This is a genomic window from Krasilnikovia sp. M28-CT-15 (genome assembly GCF_047159595.1).
Taxonomy (GTDB): domain Bacteria; phylum Actinomycetota; class Actinomycetes; order Mycobacteriales; family Micromonosporaceae; genus Actinoplanes.
The window spans coordinates 5,017,813-5,032,651 of sequence record NZ_BAAGAK010000001.1 but is presented as its reverse complement, the minus strand read 5'-3'; the positions used below and the strand labels follow the sequence as shown (position 1 = coordinate 5,032,651).

The 14,839-nt window shown below is 68.3% G+C and carries 12 protein-coding genes and 2 pseudogenes; 9 read left to right on the top strand and 5 right to left on the bottom strand.

The window, feature by feature from the left end; genetic code table 11:
- Positions 1-113: 113 nt before the first annotated feature.
- From ACMCNO_RS23065 to ACMCNO_RS23055, 3 genes and pseudogenes are all read left to right on the top strand, one after another.
- Positions 114-1,262, top strand: a complete 1,149-nt coding sequence (locus ACMCNO_RS23065; protein ID WP_412751540.1) for a hypothetical protein — start codon at positions 114-116, stop codon at positions 1,260-1,262.
- A gap of 87 nt (positions 1,263-1,349) precedes the next feature.
- The gene (locus ACMCNO_RS23060; RefSeq protein WP_412751539.1) at positions 1,350-2,129 is read left to right on the top strand and encodes a LamG-like jellyroll fold domain-containing protein; all 780 of its coding nucleotides are present in this window, start codon (positions 1,350-1,352) and stop codon (positions 2,127-2,129) included.
- Between the two features lie 156 nt (positions 2,130-2,285).
- Positions 2,286-2,399, top strand: a pseudogene (locus ACMCNO_RS23055) (sporulation protein); the annotation flags it as partial.
- Between the two features lie 122 nt (positions 2,400-2,521).
- On the opposite strand, the gene ACMCNO_RS23050 reads toward ACMCNO_RS23055, so the two are convergent.
- The gene (locus tag ACMCNO_RS23050; RefSeq protein WP_412751538.1) at positions 2,522-2,728 is read right to left on the bottom strand and encodes a hypothetical protein; all 207 of its coding nucleotides are present in this window, start codon (positions 2,726-2,728) and stop codon (positions 2,522-2,524) included.
- Positions 2,729-2,803: 75 nt separating this feature from the next.
- Positions 2,804-3,242, bottom strand: a pseudogene (locus tag ACMCNO_RS23045) (SRPBCC family protein).
- A gap of 1,001 nt (positions 3,243-4,243) precedes the next feature.
- Between ACMCNO_RS23045 and ACMCNO_RS23040 the strand changes: the two are divergent.
- The 3 genes from ACMCNO_RS23040 (at position 4,244) to ACMCNO_RS23030 (ending at position 5,497) form a co-directional block, all read left to right on the top strand.
- A complete protein-coding gene (locus ACMCNO_RS23040) occupies positions 4,244-4,696 on the top strand; it encodes a hypothetical protein (RefSeq protein WP_412751537.1) in 453 nt (150 codons plus the stop codon).
- Between the two features lie 210 nt (positions 4,697-4,906).
- Positions 4,907-5,164 (top strand): DUF3592 domain-containing protein, encoded by a 258-nt coding sequence (locus tag ACMCNO_RS23035; RefSeq protein WP_412751536.1) that lies wholly within the window; start codon positions 4,907-4,909, stop codon positions 5,162-5,164.
- A 93-nt stretch (positions 5,165-5,257) separates the two neighbouring features.
- Positions 5,258-5,497 carry a hypothetical protein gene (locus ACMCNO_RS23030; protein ID WP_412751535.1) on the top strand — a complete coding sequence of 80 codons (240 nt, stop codon included), beginning with the start codon at positions 5,258-5,260 and terminating at the stop codon, positions 5,495-5,497.
- Between the two features lie 86 nt (positions 5,498-5,583).
- Here ACMCNO_RS23030 and ACMCNO_RS23025 read toward each other — a convergent pair whose 3' ends face one another.
- Positions 5,584-7,209 carry a sensor histidine kinase gene (locus ACMCNO_RS23025; RefSeq protein WP_412751534.1) on the bottom strand — a complete coding sequence of 542 codons (1,626 nt, stop codon included), beginning with the start codon at positions 7,207-7,209 and terminating at the stop codon, positions 5,584-5,586.
- Positions 7,210-7,356: 147 nt separating this feature from the next.
- Between ACMCNO_RS23025 and ACMCNO_RS23020 the strand changes: the two genes are divergently transcribed.
- A protein-coding gene (locus ACMCNO_RS23020) for an IS5 family transposase (protein WP_412751204.1) occupies positions 7,357-8,228 on the top strand; the annotation gives its coding sequence in 2 pieces (ribosomal slippage) (positions 7,357-7,737 and positions 7,740-8,228; 870 coding nt in all).
- A gap of 497 nt (positions 8,229-8,725) precedes the next feature.
- Positions 8,726-10,312 carry a sensor histidine kinase gene (locus tag ACMCNO_RS23015; RefSeq protein WP_412751533.1) on the top strand — a complete coding sequence of 529 codons (1,587 nt, stop codon included), beginning with the start codon at positions 8,726-8,728 and terminating at the stop codon, positions 10,310-10,312.
- Here ACMCNO_RS23015 and ACMCNO_RS23010 read toward each other — a convergent pair whose 3' ends face one another.
- Positions 10,313-10,663: a transposase gene (locus tag ACMCNO_RS23010; RefSeq protein WP_412751532.1), complete on the bottom strand. Its 351-nt coding sequence runs from the start codon at positions 10,661-10,663 to the stop codon at positions 10,313-10,315. It abuts the gene before it with no gap.
- Between the two features lie 201 nt (positions 10,664-10,864).
- Positions 10,865-12,748 carry a methyl-accepting chemotaxis protein gene (locus tag ACMCNO_RS23005; RefSeq protein ID WP_412751531.1) on the bottom strand — a complete coding sequence of 628 codons (1,884 nt, stop codon included), beginning with the start codon at positions 12,746-12,748 and terminating at the stop codon, positions 10,865-10,867.
- Between the two features lie 742 nt (positions 12,749-13,490).
- Between ACMCNO_RS23005 and ACMCNO_RS23000 the strand changes: the two genes are divergently transcribed.
- Positions 13,491-14,786, top strand: a complete 1,296-nt coding sequence (locus ACMCNO_RS23000; RefSeq protein WP_412751530.1) for a methyl-accepting chemotaxis protein — start codon at positions 13,491-13,493, stop codon at positions 14,784-14,786.
- Positions 14,787-14,839: the final 53 nt, after the last annotated feature.

The following is a 14,839-nucleotide window of genomic DNA, read 5'->3' as shown; positions in this document are numbered from 1 at the left end:
ATCGGAGTTCGTTCGGCAACACAGTCGCTCATCGGGTCGTCGCCGCCCGCTCAACCACCGATCCGTCGTGTCCAAGCACCGGGACGGGCGTTGAGCAGGGTGTGCATACCCATATGCGTTCCCGGCTGACCCGTCTGGCCCGGGTGGTGTTGGCCGCCGTCGTCGCGGTCGCCGTTGCCGTGCCGGCCGCCGCGCGGCCGGCCGTGGCGGTGGGCGCGGTGCCGCAGACCGCGCCGTCGTTCAACGGCTCGGTGTACGCGATCGCGGCGCGCGGTGACACCGTCTATGTCGGGGGATCGTTCACCGCGGCGATCGTCGCGGGCAAGCAAGTGGCACGGCAGCGGCTGGCCGCCTTCGACGCGCGGACCGGCGCCCTGCTGGCCTGGGCCCCGACCGCCGACGCAACGGTGCGGGCGTTGGCGGCCGACGACGTGGGCGTCTACGCGGGTGGGGACTTCGGCGTCGTCTCCGGTGTCCGGCGCGACTCGTTGGCCCGGCTCGACCCGGTCAGCGGCGCGGTCGGATCGTTCGCTCACCAGGTGGGTGGGGTTCCGTTGAGCCTGGCCGTGGGCAACGGCCGCCTCTACACCGCCGGAACCTTCACCGACATCGACGGGGCCGCCCGCGCGCATGTGGCCGCGTTCGCGCTGTCCACCGGAGCCCTGGACCCGGGCTGGACCGCGGGCACCGACGACACCGTGTACGCGCTGGCCGTCGTGGGGGAGCGGGTGTACCTCGGCGGAAGCTTCCACAAGGCCAACAACGTCAGTTCGACGCTGCGGCTGACCGCGGTCACCGCGACCACCGGCGCCGTGGTCACCACGTTCAAACCAAGTCCGCCGGCCGTGGTGTACGGCATCGCGGTGGACGCCGCAGGGGTGTACGCCGCCATGGGCGGGCAAGGCGGCCGCGCCGCCGCCTACACCAGCACCGGCGCCCTGCGCTGGCTGCGGGTCTTCGACGGCGACGCACAGTCCATCGCCGTGCTGGCAGGCACGGTCTACGTCGGCGGCCACTTCGACCGGGCCTGCACCACCAACAACAACGGCCCGCAAGGCGTCTGCACCGACGGGTCGGTGTCGAGGATCAAATTCGCCGCCATCACCGCCACCGGGACGCTCAGCGGCTGGGCGCCGCAGGCCAACGGCATCGTCGGAGTCCGCACGCTGCTGTCCGACCCGGCCCACGGCACCGTGTCCGCGGGAGGCGACTTCACCACGATCGGCGGACTGCCCTGCAAGCGGTACGCCTCCTTCGGCTGACCCGGATTCCCGCAGCGGAACCCCGTCGTTGATCGTGACGCGGGTGCAGAGCACCCATAACCTGCCCGACTGCAGAGAGGACCCCGCATGTCTCGCGCTGGTCACGATCGCCGCGCCCGGCGCCTTACCCGCACGGCAGCGGCACTCGCCGCTGTCGGCCTGGCTGCCGCAGGCGTCGGTGGGCTCGCCCTACCAGCCACCGCCACCACCGACCCGGTGCCGGATCCGGCGCAGACGCTGGTCGCCCACTACACCTTCGACGGTGACGGCGACACGGTCCTGCAGGACACCTCCGGTCATGGCCACAACCTGCTGGCAGTCACCAGTCGCGGCGGCGCCATCACACCGATCGCCCGCGCCACCGGACACGCGCTCGCCTTCCCGACAGCCTGCACCGTGGAGCCCTGCCCCCGGATCGCGCTGCGCGCCGCCAGCACCCCCGACCTCAACCCCGGCACACAGCCACTGCGGTTCGGCGCCTCGATCAAGCTACGCCACGACCAGACCAGCAGCGGCCAGAACCTCGTGCAGAAGGGCTACTCCGCCCACAGCAGCCAATACAAACTGCAGATCGACGGGCTGGCCGGAAAGCCCAGCTGCGCCATGGTCGACGACGCCCACCCCCACATCTGGCTGGCCAAGAGCAGCATCACCGTCGCCGACGGCCGCTGGCACCACCTCGAATGCCGGCGCGCCGGCAGCACCTTGACCATCCTCGTCGACGCCGTCGCGCGGGGCACCCGAACCATCCCAGCCACCCTGAGCGTCACCAACCCCAACCCGCTGTGCATCGGCAGCAAAGGCGCCTACCTCGACAACGACCAGTACCACGGCATTCTCAGCGACGTGTGGATCAGCATCGGCTGACCGGCCAGCCGCCGGGCGCGGAAACGCGCCTGCTCTCAGCCAACGCTCAGCCCGACTTGCTCCGTTGGCCCCAGGCCTGGCGGTCCTGCTGTCGGCACGTTCGGCGCACTACCGCTGCGCCGCGCGGTCGGAGCCTTTCCGACGTGGGAGAACACGATGGTCTTCAAGAAGATGCTGGGCGCGTCGGGGGTCGGAGGCCCCACCGTGGACACCGTGCTGGCCGACCCGAACACCCAACCCGGCGGCACACGGACCGGGCAGGTGAACCTGACGGCGGCACCCACGACGTCAACATCGAACACATCACCGACCCTCGGCCTGGTCGCTGGCCCGCGGCTAAACGAGGGCCGGCGTGCACCAGGCGCTGCCCTTCTACCAGGAGATTGAACACTTCACTTGCGGCGAGATGGAACGGGGTGAGGGGCCTTGGGCGGGCGCCTGCCAAGCCGGTGTCCGGTCGTCCCCGTCACCAGCGCGATCACGGAGCCGGTGGCCTGCGTGCCGGCGCCATGGCCCCAATGGGCGACGCGGGCGCACAGCGGCCCGACGATATCGGCGTCGGCGCGGTCCGCAGTGATGGCGTCGATGTCCTTGCGCACGATCGTCTCGACCGCAAGCCGGCGATCAGCTGGCAGAGAAGCGCGGAGGTGTCATGGGGCCCGTTGCGGCGGCGGTCAGGTGGTCTCGAGCAGAGCCTTGATCCGGGCCAGATCAGCGCGGTTGGCCCGCCGCATCGCAAGCGCCATCATCGGCGTGGCGACCCGGGAGAAGCCCGACGGTTCGCCGCGATTGCGCAACGTCATCCGCGTACCGCCGCCGTCTGTCGGCGCCCAGGTGTAAGTGGTCTCCATCGGGAACGGCCCCTGCGCGGTGCGCATCACCAAGCGCCCCGGGCTCGTACTCGACGACCTCGTACGTATAGCGCAGGGTGCGGCCGAGGAAATGCGCCTGGAACGTCACCCGGCTGCCAAGACGCAGTGGCGGCGGGCTCATCCACTCCACCGAGGCGATGTTGGCGTACCAGCGCGATGCATTGTCCGGCTCCGCCGCGTAGGCGGCGACCTCAGTCACCGGCCGGTCGATCACAGTCTCGGTCAGCACGTCGACGGCCATCACGCCCCCTTACCCGCCCGATCCTATCTGTGCCGCCTAACCTCGGGAACGACGATCGCGCTGCCAAGCGTCATGCTCCGATACGGATCGGCAACGCGGCGGCGCTGCGCCGCACCGAGCCCCATTCCCTCGGCGGGCGGCGATGCCCTCGATGCTGTTGCCAGGGGCAGTCACGGGCAACGCGGTGACCGGTGGTGACGGCGTCAGGGTGCCGTTCTCGGTTGCCTGGTAGCCGTCAGTCTGGCCCGTGCCGGGATTCTGTATGTAGATGTAGTTGCCGCTGGCCGCCAATGTCGATCGGGGGTGTCTCTGGGGGTGCGCGGCCCACCGCGGCGCCTCCTGCGTAGCGGGCGGTCACCCTCGCACGCCGATTCCCGCCCACCAGCGGAGAGTCGGTTGGCTACGTACGGTGAGAATGGGCGTCGGTGTGATCACAGCTCGCGTCTGACCGTCGGGATCAGCTGAACGCAGAGTGATGCTTGAGGTCGGTTTGACGCCGGCCCGGCACTGTTGCCCTGGTCAGTGAGGGGGACGGGAACGGAGCTGGGCCATGAAGCTGTCGCACCTGATCGCCTCCGCAGGTACCGCGCTGCTGGCCGCCCCGCAGGCCGCCTCCGCCGCCACGGCCACCGCGCAGGTGCCGGGAGTTCCGATGGGTGTGCAGCAGGTCCGCTCGGCCAGCAACGCGTCGGTGACCGACGTGTACTGGGAGCCTGCCCTCTACGCCACCCGCGACCGCGTCAAGGTCGGCGACGGCGCCACAATTGTCGCCAGCGTCGTGGTGCTTGCGACGCAGACCCGCGCCAACCGCGTGTACCACGCCGCCGTGACCACGCCGAACAAGTGCTCCACCTACATGATCAGCGTCAGGGCCGAAGACGTCCTCGGCCAAGACGCTGACGTGGCGACCAGAATCACGATCATGCGGGACGGCGCGGCGCCGCACCGCGCCGTAACCTGCTCAGCGTCACCACACCCCCCGGGGCAGCAAGGAGACTCCGATGACTCACCCCCAGCTCGGCCAGGCACCGACCACACCGCCGACGACGCCTCCGCCGGTTACCGCGTGCCGCTTCTGCGGATGTGTCCCGGCGGTGCCGGTGACGTTCCGCGGGCACCAGGGCTTCCTGGTCGTGATGCGGTTCCTGTCCATGCCCGGCCCGTTCTGCCGCGACTGCGGCCTGGCCACGTTCCGGGCGATGACCTCGCGCACCCTGATCCAGGGCTGGTACAGCTTCGTGTCCCTGTTCGCCGCACCGCTCACGGTCCTGATCAACCTGTCCCGCCGTAACCGGGTCGCGTCACTGCCGGCCCCCCAGCCCAACCCCTACGGGCCCAGCCGCCCACCCATGGATCCGGGGCCCCGGCTGCTGCACCGGCCGATGACGATCATTGGGCTGGCCATCCCGATCGGCGCGGTCGCATTCATCACCATCATGACTCTGACCCACTGACACCACCGGCACACGCCCGGCCCTGCCGCAGGGCACCCCACGGCCCCGCGATGCAAGGAGCGATCGGTGGGAAGGATTCTTGGTCCGGTGTTCCTGCTGGCCGGAATCGCGGTATTGGCGTATGCGGTGATCACCTGACAACCGTCCGACGTTCCCGGTCATGGATACGCACCGTCGGCACCGTGATCGACGCCCGGTACGACGGCGACAGTGACACAGCGGCTTGGCGGCTGGCGGGTCCGGTTCGAGACTCCAGGCGGGGCGGTGAGCTTCTGGAACCGCTACGGCTCGAGCGTGGGCGGGCGCATCGGTCAGCAGGTGACGGTCCGGTACAACCCGTGCGACACCACCGACGCGGTCATCGCCAGCGGCACGCACAGCAGCGTGTCCCACGTCATGCTGTTCCTTCTCATCGGTGCCGTGTTCACCGCGGCCGGGGCAGCGGTCACCTGGTTCACCCACCAATAACGGCACCCGGCGCTGGCATGACTCCCATCCCAACCTGGCGATACAGCTAAACCCACATAGCGCCTAAACTATGTGAACACGACATCCCCTAGGATGGCCGAGGCGAAGAAGATCCCGACGACTGGCCAGGACGCCACGCTTCGGGGCATGGAGAACATCCTGAAGGGATACCAGTGTGGCTCGGTGTACAAGCCGGTCTACATCGAAGCGCAGGACGCCGTCGCGCCGGCAGTGCAATCTGCGGGCAAAGCAGACACCACCGTCGTCGCCGCTCAACTCCAGCACGTCACCATCGAAAGGCGTGTCCGACCCCCAGCCGGCGTCGACTGCTGACCGGTTTGGGTGAACGCCTCCGCCCAGGGGAGCAGATCTGCGGTGTCGCGAACCGCGGGTGCGGTGGGTCAGGGGCCTGCCCGTGCTCAGCTGGCCGGTGTGTCGTCCACCAGGCTTTGTGCCGTTTCGGCGACGGGGGTTGGCGGCGCGTGTGGCAGGCGCAGTATGAACCGGCTGCCGTGTGGATCCGCGTCTTCGTACCAGACTCTGCCGTTGTTCGCCTCGGCGAGTAGCCGGCACAGGTACAGCCCGAACCCGGCGCCGGTCTGCGCTGGGCTGGGCCGGTCGGCCTGGGTGAAGCGGTCGAACAGGTGCGCGACGAAGTCCGGTGGCACGCCGTTGCCTTCGTCTGTGACGGCGAGCAGGATGTTGTCGCCGGTGTTGTCGAGGGTCGCCGAGAGATTGATGTTGCCGGGGCTGTACTTGATCGCGTTGGTGACGAAGTTGGTCAGTACCTCGTGGGTGTGCACCGGGTCGGCCCACACGGCCGCGGCGGGTGGGCCCGGGCCGGCGCTGACCCGTTTGCGGGCCTGCTTGGTCAGGTTGTCGACGACCCGGGTCAGCGCTTGGTCGACCGGCAGGGCGACGGGCCGGGTGCGGATGTCGCCGGGCTCGGCGCTGGACAGCGTGAGCAGATGCGCGGCCATCTCGAGCAATTGGTTGACCCGGCCGCTCAGCGCCTGGACGGTCGCGTGGCGTTCGTCGTCGGTGGTGCTGTCCCACTCCTGGGTCAATTCCTCAGAACACGCCGAGATCACGGCAAGCGGCTGATTGATCTCGTGGGAGAGGGTGGCAAGGAGATCGCTTTTCCAGGTGCCCGCGGCCTCCAGCTCGAGATTAGCGGCGGCCAGATGCTCGGCCCGGCGGTTCAGTTCCCGGTTTGCCTGGTCGAGGTCCTCGTGGGCGGCGGTGAGCCGGTGGTAGAGACCCACGGTCTCGCCGATCAGGGCCAGCAGCACCACCACGGAGGAGGCCAGCAGAGCGACCCGTCCCGCATACCAGCCCAGCGTGAACCGAGCCGGAGCAACCAGAGCCATCGCCATGCCGATGACGCAGGCGATGATCGCCACCATTACCCATTGTTCGACCGGTGGCCGGCGGCGCAGGTCCGTGATGACCAGCAGCAGGCTCAGGGCCATGGCCGCGAGCGCTCCAGTGATCACCCTTTGGCCGGCCGTGGTCGATACACCGTCCAGATACATCGGCGGTAGCCGGTCCGCGAGCCCGACGACGAGGCCCGTCGCCGCGCCGGCTATCGCGAGTACCACAGCGGCCGCGACCGCCTCGGCGGCGCGACGATGATTCCGGGCCTTCTCATTCAGACGTTCCGGCAGGGCCTCGGCGATCCGCGGTAGCAGCGCGGCCAACACCGGAAACCCGCCGAAAAGTAACACCGCCAGCCACGGCGCGCAGACCGTGGCCCAGATCGAATCGTTGCCCGAGCGTACTATCTGGCCGAAGGCGATGGCGTAGGGCACCGTCAGCACAGCGGAGTAGAGGTAGGCCGAGGCCAGGCCCAGCGTCGCCAACCGGCCACCGGCCAGGAACTGCTGCACCAGCAGATGCGCGGTCAGCAGATCGGCCGCTGGCAGAAGGACGAAGAACGCGATCAACAGGCTCGGGTAAACGGTGAAGGGGTGCCCGGCGAACGGGACGACGATTGCGGCGGCTGTGATCAGCGCGCCTGTGCACACCCACAGTTCCGGGCGCACCGAGGCCTCTTCCGGCCGTCGCGCAGCGGTCCGCGGGTGCACGGCCATCAACCCCCAAACGGTCACAGATGCCCTGGTGAAAGGCTACCCGGAGGCTTCATCGGACTAGGCCGTGTCCTGTCGATCAGTTGATCAGTTCTGGTTGATGTGTCGGGTGTTGGGCGTGGTGAGCTGACGGACAAGGCCTGGGCGGTGATCGAACCGTTGTTACCGGAGCCTGGCCGCAGGTCGGGGCGATGGCGCAATCATCGTCAGGTGATCAACGGGATCCTGTGGAAGCTGCGCACTGGGGCGCCGTGGCGGGACCTGCCGGAACGGTACGGGCCGTGGAAGACCTGTCATGAACGGTTGCGCAGGTGGACCGATGACGGGACTTGGGATTCCATCCTGGCCCGTGCGCAGGTCTACGACGACGGCCAGCCGGTTGAATGGATCATCAGCGTGGACTCCAGCATCGTGCGTGCCCATCAGCACGCTGCGGGAGCCCGCAAAAAGGGGGATCTGCCGGCGGCATCGCGATACCAGCGCAGGACGGTGAGGCGCTGGGCCGCTCGCGGGGTGGCCTGACCACCAAAATCCACCTGGCCGTCGATGGCCGTGGCCGACCGTTGTCCGTGCTGCTCACCGCAGGGCAGGCCAACGACAACCCGCACTTGTTCCCGCTGCTCGACGCCATAGCGGTGCACAACGGCGGACCGGGACGGCCCAGCAAGAAGCCGGACATGCTGATCGCGGACAAGGCCTACGCCCACGACCGCACCCGCCACGGGCTACGCCGCCGAGGGATTGCCCACACCATTCCTGAACGTTGCGACCAAGTCGCCCGCCGTGCTGCCAAGGGCAGCCGCGGCGGGCGACCACCGGCCTTCGACAAGCAGGTCTACCGGCAACGCAACGTCGTGGAACGCTGCTTCAACCGGCTCAAACAATGGCGAGCGCTGGCCACCCGCTACGCCAAACGCGCCGCCCTCTACCGCTCATCACTACTGCTCGTCGCCGCCCTGATCTGGCTTCGATGATCGACAGGACACGGCCTAGCCGGAATCCAGGCGACCACCGGCACGACGCTGTTCCGTCGGGGCGGCCGCGCCATCCGAGCCGCACCGACGCGCCGGAATCAGCCGCACTCAAGCGCTCGCCTGGCAGCCTCGAGGCCGACGCCGCGTTCTTGCGAGGGCCCACACCTGCAGGACATCCTCGCCCGACAGCCCGCTCGCATCCGCTGTGGTCCAGGATCTCCGTCATGGCTGGGCGACTCGTATCGTCAGTGCGGCGCTATCCCGGCCTTGCGGCGACCGGCCCCGACTCGCCGGATCGAACACACCAGCACCGTGCACCCTGTCCCACCCCGACCAGCGAGAACACCTCAAAGTAGCGCCATTAGGCCGGTTAACCTGACTACTGCGGAATCAATGTTTCCTGGAGGGCGATGACCGTGTGCCCGCGGAGCGTTGCGGGAAGGCCGGAAATGGTTCCGGTACGCCGCAGGCTGTGGTGGTGCGCGGGTGCGATATTCATGGCGACCCTGCTTGTCGTGCCAGTCGCGGGTTACGGTCTGGGCGCTCATCCCGACGTTTTGGTCGTGTTCCTGACCGTCATGCCGGCGGCCGATCTGCTGACCGCGCATCTGCTGTCACGGCAGTTCCTGGCCTGTGGCCGGTTGGCGACGCTGGGCCTGGCCTCGGCCTACCTCTACTCCGCTGTGCTGATGGTGCCCTACGCCATCGCCTTCACCATGATTCAGCGCCTGGGATCCACCTCGATCTGGGCCACGGTCTGCGCGCCGTGGCTGGCGGTGTTACTTTTCGGCGGGTTTTCGGTGATTGTTGCTGTGCAGTACCGGATCGCCGAGGCCCTGCCGGAACGTCTGAATGAGAAGGCCCGGAATCATCGTCGCGCCGCCGAGGCGGTCGCGGCCGCTGTGGTACTCGCGATAGCCGGCGCGGCGACGGGCCTCGTCGTCGGGCTCGCGGACCGGCTACCGCCGATGTATCTGGACGGCACACCGACCACGGCCGGTCGATGGGGAAATGCGGTCGGGATCCTGATAGTGGCCGCCAGCCTGGTGTCGGTGGCCAAGGATCTGCGCTACCAGCCGCCGACGGAGCGGTGGGTGGTGGTGGCGATGAGCGCGGCCATCGCCGGCGCGATCATGTATGTGGTTGCTCCGGCTCGGTTCACGCTGGGCTGGTATGCGGGACGGGTCGCTCTGCTGGCCTCCTCCGTGGTGGTGCTGCTGGCCCTGATCGGCGAGACCGTGGGTCTCTACCACCGGCTCACCGCCGCCCACGAGGACCTCGACCAGGCAAACCGGGAACTGAACCGCCGGGCCGAGCATCTGGCCGCCGCTAATCTCGAGCTGGAGGCCGCGGGCACCTGGAAAAGCGATCTCCTTGCCACCCTCTCCCACGAGATCAATCAGCCGCTTGCCGTGATCTCGGCGTGTTCTGAGGAATTGACCCAGGAGTGGGACAGCACCACCGACGACGAACGCCACGCGACCGTCCAGGCGCTGAGCGGCCGGGTCAACCAATTGCTCGAGATGGCCGCGCATCTGCTCACGCTGTCCAGCGCCGAGCCCGGCGACATCCGCACCCGGCCCGTCGCCCTGCCGGTCGACCAAGCGCTGACCCGGGTCGTCGACAACCTGACCAAGCAGGCCCGCAAACGGGTCAGCGCCGGCCCGGGCCCACCCGCCGCGGCCGTGTGGGCCGACCCGGTGCACACCCACGAGGTACTGACCAACTTCGTCACCAACGCGATCAAGTACAGCCCCGGCAACATCAATCTCTCGGCGACCCTCGACAACACCGGCGACAACATCCTGCTCGCCGTCACAGACGAAGGCAACGGCGTGCCACCGGACTTCGTCGCGCACCTGTTCGACCGCTTCACCCAGGCCGACCGGCCCAGCCCAGCGCAGACCGGCGCCGGGTTCGGGCTGTACCTGTGCCGGCTACTCGCCGAGGCGAACAACGGCAGAGTCTGGTACGAAGACGCGGATCCACACGGCAGCCGGTTCATACTGCGCCTGCCACACGCGCCGCCAACCCCCGTCGCCGAAACGGCACAAAGCCTGGTGGACGACACACCGGCCAGCTGATCAGGGAAAGTCCTGTTCGATACGTTTAGATACGTTTACTCGTGCCAGGTTTTGGGTGGATTCTCCAGCGATTCGTCGGCTCATTGTGTTAGCCATCGCCCGCAGGGTCATGACCCTTGATCGCTGCGGTGACGCCTCATAGTCCCGAGCCAACCGACGGTGCTGCATCAGCCAGCCGAAAGTCCGCTCCACGACCCAGCTGCGCGCCAACACGCGGAACCCTTTCTCTGACGGGCGACGGGTCACCACCTCGACGTCGATGCCGTGCTGGGCGCCGCGCCACCAGACAGCGGCCTGATACTCGCTGTCGACCCACACCTTGCTGGCCGTGGGATGCTCAGCCGCCACCACGTCCAGGAGGTACTCGCCAGCGGCGCTGCCGCCACCGTCGACTGGTCGATCCGCCCGGTGCTGGCGACCCGCAACGGCACAACGGCCACGGTCTCGCCACCGCAGCCGGATCTGGCGCTCGCCCTCGACATCGCCCCGCTCGCTGCGGGTGACACCGCAGCAAGCGGGCACCGTGAATCGAACGGTCAGGTCCGCGCAGGGTCAGACGGTGAACCGGGTAGTTAGCGTCTGGATGGAACCGGCCAGTTCGGCCAGTTCCGCCGCCGCGGCGCTGACCTGCTCGGCGGTGCTGGCCGCGGCGCCCGCCGCGCCGGCCACCTCACCGATGACGGCGTTCATGTCCGACACCTGGCCGCTGGTGCTGGTAGTGCTGTTGGACAGCAGGTTGGTGGTGAGCTCCTGCTGTTCGACCGCTGCGGCAATGGTGATCTGGTACTCGCTGATCCGGTCGATGATGGACGTGATGCCGCCGATGGCCTCGACCGCGGAGCCGGTGTCGGCCTGAATCGCCGAGATCTTCGCGGCGACCTCGGCTGTCGCCTCGGCCGTGGCGTTTGCCAGCGTCTTGACCTCGGTCGCCACGACCGCGAAGCCCTTGCCGCGTTCGCCTGCGCGGGCGGCCTCGATGGTGGCGTTGAGGGCGAGCAGGTTGGTCTGCTTGGCGATGGAGTCGATCAGAGCGATGACGTCGCTGATCTCGGCGCTGGACGCGCCGAGCTGGGCGACTGTGCTGCTCGCCGAGTTGGTGGCCGCCACCGCGTCCGAGGTGACTCGCGCCGCGTCGGCGGCGTTGGTGGCGATCTCGGCGATCGAGGCGTGCATCTCCTCGGCGCCGCTGGCCATGGTATTGATCTGGCCGGAGATGCCTTCCGCGGTGGCATTTACGCGTTCGAACTGCCGGGCGGCGTCCGCTGTGACCTGGCTGATCTCAGCGCTGGCGACCTCCAACTGGGTGCTGTTGGAGGCGACCGCCTGCGCGGTATGGTGCAACTGCTCGATGGCGGCGCGGTTGTTGGCCACGGCACCGTCCACCGCCGTGGCCATCCGCGCTAGATCGTCGGTGCCGTCGAGGTCTACGCGGGCTGTGAGGTCACCGGCGGCGACCCGCTCCAGCGTCCGGCCGATGCGCCCGATCGCCGACGAGATGCGCCGCACGATGCGCCACGCGACCACGATCAGCAGCAGTAGACCGACTCCGCCGACGATGCCGGTAGTGCGGGCCTGGGCGGCGGCTGCGGCATCCACGTCGTCGACGTACACGCCGGAACCGATGATCCAACCCCAGGCGGCGATCCCCTGCACGAAGGAGACCTTCGGACGGGGGCCCTGCGTGCCGGGCTTTGGCCAGTAGTAGTCGACCATGCCCGACCCGTGGGCGTTGACCACGTCGACCATCTCCACGAACAGGTGCTTGCCGTTCGGGTCGGTGTTGCCGGTCAGATCCTGGCCGTTGAGCTCGGGCTTTACGGGGTGCAGGACCATGCGCGGGGTCATGTCGTTGATCCAGAAGTAGTTGTCGCCGTCGTAGCGCAGGCCTTGGATCGCGGCGATCGCCTGCTGCTGGGCCTGTTCGCGGGTCAGCTCCCCGGCGACCGAACGGGCGACATAGCCGTTGACGACTCCGGCCGCGGTTTCCACCACGTGGCGGGTCTGCATTTCGCGCTCAGTGATCAGATTCGCGCGGGTCGCGGCCATGGATGAAATCACCACGGCCACGATGCTCGCCAATGCCAGCATGACCATGATGGCAAGACGGGCGGTGACACCGGGCTGGGTGAGCTGCCGCAACCGCATCGTCAGGGAATACATCGGCGGTGGCCTCCTTCTGCCTGGCACACGCGGGAGGTCCACGGTCAGGAGGGACCGGCGCGCACGAGCCATAGGATCTTGGATCCCCCACCCCATCGGTCGCTGGATAATGCATCGGCACCATTTCTTTGGTGTCTTCAACGTGAGGCCCGCCACAGACACCGAAGCGATCTGGAACAAGCCTTCGACAAAACCGAACTGTTCTCGGTGAACTGCGCGGTAGGCCCAGGTGTCCCTGGTCACGGCCACGTGGTTCAGCGAGTGGTCGACGCGCACCCATCAGCAGCAACCCGTCGGGGCGCGGTCTAGTGCAGCCGCCGCGCACGATGATCAGCAAGCAACTACGGCCGACCGCGAACCGGAGGTCGGCGAGCGAGCGGTGGCTGTGGGAACTGGACGCGCACGTACCTTAGGAGCCGTGTCAGGTGGTCAACACGGATGTGATCAGACAAGCTGGACCGAACAGATGCGGTAGCCCTCAACGGGCACACGCTACGGGTGGCCAGATCATTCGCCACAGCGATACCTGCACCAGGGTCAGACTCGACCACTCCGACCCGGGGATGAATCGCCGTGCAATCGCCTCGTCGGCAGCGCGCACCCCGTATCCGACCCGCCTCGCACAAGCGTGCACCCGCCCGGTGGCATGGCCTGAATCTTACGCGCGGACGCCGCGTACTGCCATGCGCCAATGCGACTGACGCCCGGCGCGAACCTCCACCCCTGGACATGCTCCGTAATGGATCCTCCAATGTCACTGATAACTAGCGTGGAGCGGCTCAGCCGCCACAAGTCAGCGCCGATCAACACATCCGGGGCCAGCTCGGCTGTGTCGTCGCATATACAGCCTTTCCAGCGCCAGATCCGGGCCGGTCTGACCGGCCGGTACCGGCGAAAGCGGGTTGCCGGTTCCAGGCATACCGAGGGAACAGGCGCTAGGCCGGGGTTCGCCAGGTGATCTAGACCGCAGCTCCTCAAGCTGGCGCCCAAGCATGCCGACGATCGGCAGGTGATCGATGTGACCACCACACCAGTCCAACCCGCGACCGCTGATGTCGCGGATCCGCGACCGTCGCAGGACATGACGCTGTCGGGCAAGCTCCTCCCGCCCCTGTGGCTGGTCTGGGGCTCTGCCGCGTTGATGTCGATTCCCGGGGTGGACCACGGTGCGGCACGGTTGTGGCTGGCCGTTCCCGGCGTCACCGCGCTGGTGGTGGCCGGCGTGATGTTCAGAGTCAAGCTCAGCAGGCTTCCTCTGTGGGGGGTCCGTGGCACCTTGGTCCTGGCCGCCGCTAACCTGCTGATGGCCGGCATGGGTGGCGGCGAAACCCGGCTTATGGTGAGCATCGGATTCGCGATGCTGCTGATGTGGGTGGGGTTCTCCCTCGACCGGTCCGACCTGGTCACGACCTCAGGGCTGGCCGCTGTGGCGATCGGCATTCCGCTGTTCATCTTCGAGACCCCGCTGCACGCCGCCGTACTGACCTTGGCGTCTTGCGCGTCTGTGACCGCCATCGGCGTCACCATGCATGTGCAGCGTGGCTGGCTGGACGCGGCCGGCTCTGCAGCCGCGGCGAGTGAACAGCGCGCAGCTGAGACGCAGGCGCAGGCGATGGCCGACCGGGAGCTCGCCGACCGGGAGCGGATCGCCGCCGCCGACGCGGAACTCGCCCAGCGCCAGCGGATCCAGCAGCAGATCGCCGACAAGGGCGCCGTGCTCGCGGAGGCCGCCGAACAGGTCCGGCGCCAGACGGAGGCGGTTGCCGCCGCCAGTGACGAGATGTCGCGCGCCATCGAGGAACTGACCCGTACCGCCCACCTCACCGAGGAGATCACCAGCGGGGTGGCGGCCAAGGCCGACAACGCCTCGACCCTCATGCGGGCACTGGAGAAGTCCAGCGAGCAGATCATGGCGGCCTCCGACGTCATCCACGGCGTAGCGGAACAGACCAACCTGCTCGCCCTCAACGCCACCATCGAGGCGGCCCGGGCTGGGGAGGCGGGACGCGGGTTCGCGGTCGTCGCCGGCGAGGTCAAGGACCTCGCCCACCAGTCCGGCGGCAACGCGGAAACCATCGCCCGCACGCTCGGCGAGGTCCAGACGCAGGTGGCGGCTGCCGTGGAGCGGGTCTCGGAGATCACCGCGAGCGTGGGCGACCTGTCCTCGCACAACACGGCTCTGGCGGCGGCGCTCGAACAGCAGTCCGCCTCGGTCCGGCAGATCGCGATGAGTGTCCAGGAGGCGGCCGGTCAGGTGGGTCTGATCACCGACGAGGTGCACGTGCTCGAACGGCTCTCCCGCAACTCCGCGTAAGCGGCCGGCCATTCGGCCCATGCGTCGTTGCGTGCAGGCGCAGTTATATCGGC

Excerpts from the sequence above, each read along its gene's own strand:
- ACMCNO_RS23065 (WP_412751540.1), top strand. The coding sequence starts at position 114 with ATGCGTTCCCGGCTGACCCGTCTGGCCCGGGTGGTGTTGGCCGCCGTC.
- ACMCNO_RS23060 (WP_412751539.1), top strand. The coding sequence starts at position 1,350 with ATGTCTCGCGCTGGTCACGATCGCCGCGCCCGGCGCCTTACCCGCACG.
- ACMCNO_RS23040 (WP_412751537.1), top strand. The coding sequence starts at position 4,244 with ATGACTCACCCCCAGCTCGGCCAGGCACCGACCACACCGCCGACGACG.
- ACMCNO_RS23030 (WP_412751535.1), top strand. The coding sequence starts at position 5,258 with ATGGCCGAGGCGAAGAAGATCCCGACGACTGGCCAGGACGCCACGCTT.
- ACMCNO_RS23015 (WP_412751533.1), top strand. The coding sequence starts at position 8,726 with ATGGCGACCCTGCTTGTCGTGCCAGTCGCGGGTTACGGTCTGGGCGCT.